The organism is Nitrospirota bacterium (assembly GCA_035516965.1).
Classification (GTDB): domain Bacteria; phylum Nitrospirota; class UBA9217; order UBA9217; family UBA9217; genus MHEA01.
Genome location: DATIZR010000037.1, coordinates 41,539 through 48,198 on the forward strand (window position 1 = coordinate 41,539; position 6,660 = coordinate 48,198).

Genomic DNA, 6,660 nt, shown 5'->3' on the forward strand with positions numbered 1-6,660 from the left:
TGAGACTTGTTGAATAAAACGCTATGATCAATATCCTCGTTGTTGACGATGAAGAGCCGTTCAGACGGCTCCTGAAAAAAGAACTTACCCGCAAGGGGTACAACGTGGAGACCGCGCCCGACGGCGGCGAGGCCCAGCAGCTCCTGCGCGACCAGGTCTTCGACGTGATCCTGCTCGACGTGGTGATGCCCGGCGTGGACGGGATCTCGCTCATGAAAAAGCTGAAAGAGGACCCCTCCTCGCCCCCCATCATCGTCCTCACCGGCAAGGCGACGGTGGAGACGGCCGTGGAAGCCATGAAGAACGGCGCCTACGACTACCTCACCAAGCCCTACAAGTTCGATGAGCTCGTGATCGTGGTCGACCGCGCCTGCGAGTACAGCAGGCTCTCCGTCAAGAGCAAACTGCTGGAACAGGAGCTCGTCAGGCAGGAATCGGCGTTCGATTTCATCGGCAGGAGCAGGCAGCTCCAGGAGGTCCGCGCGCTCATCCAGAAGGTGGCGCCCACGGATTCGCCGGTCTTCATCCAGGGCGAGAGCGGTACCGGCAAGGAGCTGGTCGCGAACACGGTCTGGCATTCCAGCAAACGCAGGGACTCCCCGTTCATCGCGCTGAACTGCGCGGCCCTGTCCGAGAACCTGATCGAGTCGGAGATCTTCGGCCACGAGAAGGGCGCCTTCACGAGCGCCTACCAGATGAAGCACGGCCTCGTCGAGGTCGCGGACAAGGGCACCCTGTTCCTGGACGAGATCGGCGAAATGCCGATCGGGCTCCAGGCGAAGCTCCTCCGTTTCCTCGACTCCGGCGAGTTCCGGCGCGTGGGCGGGAACAAGGCGCTCCATGTAGATGTGCGCGTGATCGCCGCGACGAACAAGGACCTGCTGGCAGGCATCAAGTCAGGCGCTTTCCGCGAGGACCTGTTCTACCGCCTGAACGTCATCAACATCAAGATCCCGCCGCTGCGCGAACGGAAAGAGGATATCGACGTCCTGGCCCGCCATTTTTTGGAGAAATTTGCGAAAAAGCTTGCGAAGCCGGTCCGGGAGTTCACCCCGGAAGCGCTGGAGCTGCTCACCCTGTACCGCTGGCCCGGCAACGTGCGCGAGCTCGAGAACGTGGTGGAGCGCGCCGTGATCGTCTGCGACAACGGCACGATCGGGGCACAGGACCTTTCGATCTCCTCCTACTCCCCGGCCGCCGACTTGTCCGTAAGCCCCTCGCTCGAACAGATGGAAAAAGAGTACATCCTCCGGGTGCTGAAGGAAAGCAACGGCAACCAGTCCAAGGCGAGCCAGCTCCTCGGCATCGACCGGAAGACGCTCTACCTCAAACTCAAGAAATACGGCATCAATGAAAACGGATGATGCCTCTTCGAACCGGCGACCCATCGTTATATATGGAGGAGAATAATGAATAGAACAGCAGTGACGACCTTTGCTTTTCTCATTTTTGGCCTGCAGCTGATGTCGGTACATCAATCCGCACAGGCATGCCAAGTCGACGAGTTTTACCTTACGAAAGAAGGTCCCCTGGCCGCTTCTACCCCGCAGATCTTGAATGAAGCTACAAAATATGAAGAAGGCGGAGACAATGATAAACTTGCCGGTCTTCTGGATAAGGGGAGCGTACTGAGGTTGAAAGGGGATATCAAGGTCCAGGTTTTGGAAAGATCTTTTGAATTCAAGACGCTGAAAATAAAATTCTCAGACCGAACAGACCCTTATTGGGTCAAGGACGGTTCTCTGAAACAAATCATTTGTAATTAGGCAATTAACCATCTATTTTGCTGGCCTCAATAATGGAAGAAATAAAATGCACACACATTTCGAATAAAAAAAGATGATACTTTGCCTATCTTTCTGTATAAAAATTTCACATCATCCGCGGATGCAGTAAATTTTAAGCAAGGCAATATTCTCATTAGAAGAATTGAATACCATCAAAAATGGGAAAAAGAAATCATCGGCGAGATATAACTGGGAATCAAGCAGGTTATATTTACAAAACTGGGGGCATGACAATTAACGGCGGACTTACTTATGCAAATCAAGTTTACATTTTATCGACTTCAGGATCGAATTCTGACAGATGTAAAGGTTGAATATTCAAGAGGAGGTTTATATTGTCCTGTAGAATGAATCCGGACATTGAATATCCACGCCGGGCCGCTACGCGTCGTGTCAAATCATCGTTCCGCTTATCTTCTCACAAACTCCCCGCAACGTATTCTCAATCGCCCGATTATCCAGCCCCTCGATAATGACCACCAGCCTGCCTTGCTTGCGAATATCTTTTCCCGTTTGCTTCTCGTCCTCAACTACTGTGCCGGAGGGGGAGGCGGAGGTGGTGCAAGATACGGCGATGAGACATCGGGCTGCGACGATTCCATGCCCGTCGGGGGCGGAGGTGGCGGCAGCGTCCTCTGAACGCCGTAATAAGATCGTCTCATTCCCGGGATTATATTCCCGTTGGCGTACATGCACTGCACATAGGCAATATCATACCGGCGCTGCGCCTCATATCCATGATACCGGCCCGCGTCGGCGCCAGTGGCCGTGCCGATGAGAAGCCCGGTTGCCGCGCCGAACGCCGCACCGGAGCCTGCGTTACCTGAAGCCGCTCCAAGGGTCGCTCCGATGCCTGCTCCCACAGCGGTTCCGATCGCGGCCCCTGTGGCCGTGCTTTTATTGACCGCCTCCTGGGGAGACAGCCCGATCTGCTGACGCGCCCATTGCCTGCACATGACGTCCTCCGACTGAAACAGATCAAAAGGCTTGCCGTAGGGCGGCATCACCATTACGCTGGGGCCGGCCGGAACGGTGGCGCATCCCGCCACTGCCAGCAGGACGAAAGACATCAGGATATTTCGTTTGCCTGTCGTCACGGCTCCTTCACTCCTTGCCCTTAGGCGGATTTGAAGGCGGAACAACCTTCAGCCAGCCGCCGGGACATTGTTTCACGTAGGGATAATAGGTCTTGGTATCCGGACAGAAATACCAGTAATACGGTTGCTGCTGTACCTGGGGCGCCTCTTGTTCATATGCGGGATATTGCTGCTGCATGACAACGGGAGGATCCGAGTAGTAATAATTCGGATAAGGATAATAATATGGATAATAGTACGGATAGGGACCCCACCACGGACCTCCGATCCAGATTCCACCGCTTACATGGCCATGGCCTCCTCCATGATAATAGCCTCCCCCGTAGTAGCCCCCTCCATGTGCATACACAGGCAGGACACCTGCAAGCAGGATTAAAGTGATGGCCACGAAAAGATAAATTATCTTTTTCATGTTCGATTCTCCTTCGTGATCGCCGGCAGAATAGCTCTCCCTTATATTATAAGACATCGCTGATGATAAATGGTTTAAGGGAGCAATACTTTAGGCCGACAAATCAGACTCACACCCGGCACTACTTTGCCCGTTAGCCTTCGTTTTAATTTGAAAGTCTACAGATAGCAGGCGACGCTACTGGTGTTCTCTTCTCTGCCCAGACGAAGTTTTATTGCCTCCCTGGGAATGATGGCCCTCCTTACTTCCACGTGAATGCGACGGAGGCATTTTCCTTCCCTCTGTCATTGCCCGTTCATGGGAACCTCTAAATATTGTTTCAGCCCCTCCTCGACGACCGGGTGAGATAAAACGTTTATCATCGTGCGGCGCGCCTATGCCTGCAAAGGTCCGTCCATTGTATCTCCTCACGGGGTCAATTCGAACGATCCTGTTCGTGCGGTGATCAACGAAGTGATTGGATATAACTTCCACCCTGCCATGGACATGGACGACCCTGTGGAAATCAGACAAGATGTAGAACCCGGGAAACCATATATTCCACCCCCAGAAGGGGTACGGGACCCAGGTGTATAAGTAAAAATAATCAGGAGGAGGGGGGTAGTAGGTCACAGCCGGCGGGCCCTGGTCGTAGTAATAGTTGTTTATCACGGTATTATCAGGAGCAGCGATATTACCTGGACCTTGCTGGGCCGTCTGTCCGGGAGTACCTCCCCTGACAGCTAAGTTAGCCCCGGCCGTAACATTCTGGAGTGCCAGCAAGGCTTCACCTTTCCCCATTTTCAAATTGTTAAACTCAGCCGCGACGCTTATTGACTGCGTCAACTCTCCGATAATATCAGGCGTAACCGGGTAATCGGCAATCCACCCGTTCCGTGGCGTGATGCCGGCATTCCCGAGCAGGCTTTCTGCTTCAGCCTCGCTGGTAGCCGTTCCCAGTTTAAGCGCATCAGCAAGCTTGACTGCCAAGTCTCCTTCCCTGACCAAAGGCTGAGCAATCGGAGCTTGTTCTCCTGCCGCTTGCCCGGATTGCGCATGGATACCTGCAGGCATTGAAACAAAGACGCTCAATGCCAAAGGCGCCATAAGGAACAATCTTCTCATGGTTTTTTGCCCCATTCATTTTTCGCCAAAGACCAGATCTCTCTCCTAATGTATATGTTAACCTAAATCCGGCCTAAATTCTATAATGTGATACGGAATGTCCTAGTTAACGGTAGTTAGATTTGTCTTGACATCCTCGTATGACCTGCTATAATTGTCCTCAGTAAAGGTAGTTGACTTTGGAGGACATATGAATATCATCGAAGTTTACCGCAAGTTTCCTACTCCCGAATCCTGCCTTAAACATCTTGAAAAAGCCCGTTGGAATAGTACACCTGTTTGCCCTTATTGCGCAAGCACTAGAACAACCGCAATGCCAAAAGAACTTCGGCATCATTGTAATAACTGTAAAACCTCTTTCAGTGTTACAGTCGGGACGATTTTCCAAAAAACTAAGGTCGATCTTCAAAAGTGGTTTCTTGCAATCTCTATCATCTTAAACGCTAAAAAGGGGCTTTCCTCTCGCCAACTCGCTCGTGACTTAGAAGTTAATCGAAATACTGCTTGGTATATGGCCATGCGGATTCGCAAAGCTATGACTCAATTTCAAGATCAAACTCTGTTACAGGGCATTGTCGAAATGGATGAAACATATATCGGTGGCAAACCTCGCAAGGGTAACAATGACGATGGTGCTCCAAACAAACGTGGACGCGGGACAAAGAAGATCCCAGTTGTTGGTATGGCTGAGCGCGGTGGCAAAGTAAGAGCTAGTGTTTCGAAAAAACACGATCTTAATGCCACTAAGCTTTCTGCTCTTGTTCGGAGAAATGTCAACGTAACAAACACCATTCTTATGACTGACGAATATAAAGGCTATCTTCGCATGTCAAGCTTCATTGACCATAGAACTATTAATCATCAGCAATGGTATGTTGATGGCGATATTCACACAAACACCATTGAAAGCTTCTGGGCGCTCTTGAAACGTGGAATCGTAGGACAATATCATAAAGTCAGTTTACACCATCTTCCAAAATATATTGATGAGTTCTGCTATCGCTATAACAATCGAAAAAATGAAAACGTCTTTGACATGACCTTGAATAGAGCGTTGGAGGTGAGGATATGACAGAAAAAACCCTCAGAGCCGTTTGGGGATCGCCTGATAGGCCCCTGAAAATTGTAGGGCTTGAAATACCATGTTATGTGCTTGAAGATGGGACAAGAGTTCTATCTGGACGGGGCATGCAAGAGGCTCTTGAATTAGGTCAAGGCCATGGTGCATTATTGAAGCGTTTTTTAGGAAGTAACAACCTAAAGCCATATATTAATAATGAGTTAGCCATGGCGCTATCTAATCCGATTAGATTTATAAGACCAGGCAGGGGTGGAAAGCTTGCTACAGGATATGAAGCTACGATACTGGCAGATATTTGCAATGCAATATTGGAAGCAAGGGATAATGGGCTGTTATCAAAAACTCAAGAGCTAGTAGCAAGACAATGTGAAATACTCACGAGAGCATTTGCCAAAGTAGGAATAATTGCTCTCGTAGACGAAGCAACGGGTTATCAAGAAATTCGAGATCGAGAAGCTTTACAGAAAATCCTCGATAAATATCTTCTTAAAGAATTTGCAGCTTGGGCAAAGAGATTCCCTGATGAGTTTTATATGTTGATATTCAAATTAAAAGGATGGGAGTGGAAAGGCATGAAAGTAAATAGGCCCAGCGTTGTTGGTACATATACAAATGATTTAGTTTATGAAAGATTAGCGCCGGGACTTTTAAAGGAACTAAAAAGGCTAAATCCTAAAGACGATAAGGGCAATAGACCAACAAAACATCAGCAATGGTTGACAGAAGATATAGGGCATCCAGCACTCGCGCAACATCTACATGCTGTAATGGGATTTATGAGGGCCGCAGCTACATGGGATCAATTTTATAGAATGATACAGAGGGCGTTCCCTAAAAAAGAAGAAACCTTACCGTTGTTATTAGAAGATTAACAATTTACCTTTTTCTCTCTAAGTAAGATTTAAGACCGTAACCCCCACCAAATGCTCCAGCTAAAGCAACGAGGGTATTAATGATGTTAAAAAGAATGTCTTTAGTGTCTTTTAAAAAAACAATAAGAAATATTAAAAATACAAATGCAAGTATTGTATACCCAAAATGAACTGACCCCCACCGTTTGGACAAATATGGTAGAGTACCGGACAGGATCCATGGCCTGGAACGGGCAGAAAGGATCTTGTCATGAAGAAACAGAGGTCGTTCAGTTCCGAGTTCAAGCGTCAAGTTGTTGAAGAATAC

Annotated in this window: 8 protein-coding genes; 4 read left to right on the forward strand and 4 right to left on the reverse strand. The window is 49.2% G+C overall.

Features of this window, described 5'->3' with window-relative positions:
• Positions 1-23 precede the first annotated feature (23 nt).
• Both VL197_04445 and VL197_04450 read left to right on the forward strand, forming a co-directional pair.
• Positions 24-1,364 carry a sigma-54 dependent transcriptional regulator gene (locus VL197_04445; GenBank protein HUJ17222.1) on the forward strand — a complete coding sequence of 447 codons (1,341 nt, stop codon included), beginning with the start codon at positions 24-26 and terminating at the stop codon, positions 1,362-1,364.
• A 45-nt stretch (positions 1,365-1,409) separates the two neighbouring features.
• The gene (locus VL197_04450; GenBank protein ID HUJ17223.1) at positions 1,410-1,766 is read left to right on the forward strand and encodes a hypothetical protein; all 357 of its coding nucleotides are present in this window, start codon (positions 1,410-1,412) and stop codon (positions 1,764-1,766) included.
• 551 nt (positions 1,767-2,317) lie between these two features.
• Here VL197_04450 and VL197_04455 read toward each other — a convergent pair.
• The 3 genes from VL197_04455 to VL197_04465 form a co-directional block, all read right to left on the reverse strand.
• Entirely contained in the window at positions 2,318-2,884 is a 567-nt protein-coding gene (locus VL197_04455) for a glycine zipper family protein (GenBank protein ID HUJ17224.1), read from the reverse strand.
• A gap of 7 nt (positions 2,885-2,891) precedes the next feature.
• Complete coding sequence (locus VL197_04460; GenBank protein HUJ17225.1) at positions 2,892-3,296, reverse strand: hypothetical protein; 405 nt, start codon at positions 3,294-3,296, stop codon at positions 2,892-2,894.
• A 177-nt stretch (positions 3,297-3,473) separates the two neighbouring features.
• Positions 3,474-4,265 carry a hypothetical protein gene (locus VL197_04465; protein ID HUJ17226.1) on the reverse strand — a complete coding sequence of 264 codons (792 nt, stop codon included), beginning with the start codon at positions 4,263-4,265 and terminating at the stop codon, positions 3,474-3,476.
• 325 nt (positions 4,266-4,590) lie between these two features.
• Here VL197_04465 and VL197_04470 point away from each other — a divergent pair, with 325 nt between their 5' ends.
• Positions 4,591-5,472 carry an IS1595 family transposase gene (locus VL197_04470; GenBank protein HUJ17227.1) on the forward strand — a complete coding sequence of 294 codons (882 nt, stop codon included), beginning with the start codon at positions 4,591-4,593 and terminating at the stop codon, positions 5,470-5,472.
• Complete coding sequence (locus tag VL197_04475; GenBank protein ID HUJ17228.1) at positions 5,469-6,353, forward strand: P63C domain-containing protein; 885 nt, start codon at positions 5,469-5,471, stop codon at positions 6,351-6,353. Before VL197_04470 ends, VL197_04475 begins: the two co-directional genes overlap by 4 nt.
• Positions 6,354-6,357: 4 nt before the next feature.
• Here the strand turns inward: VL197_04475 and VL197_04480 are convergent.
• Positions 6,358-6,660: hypothetical protein (locus tag VL197_04480; GenBank protein ID HUJ17229.1), on the reverse strand; the 303-nt coding region annotated here is incomplete at its 5' end.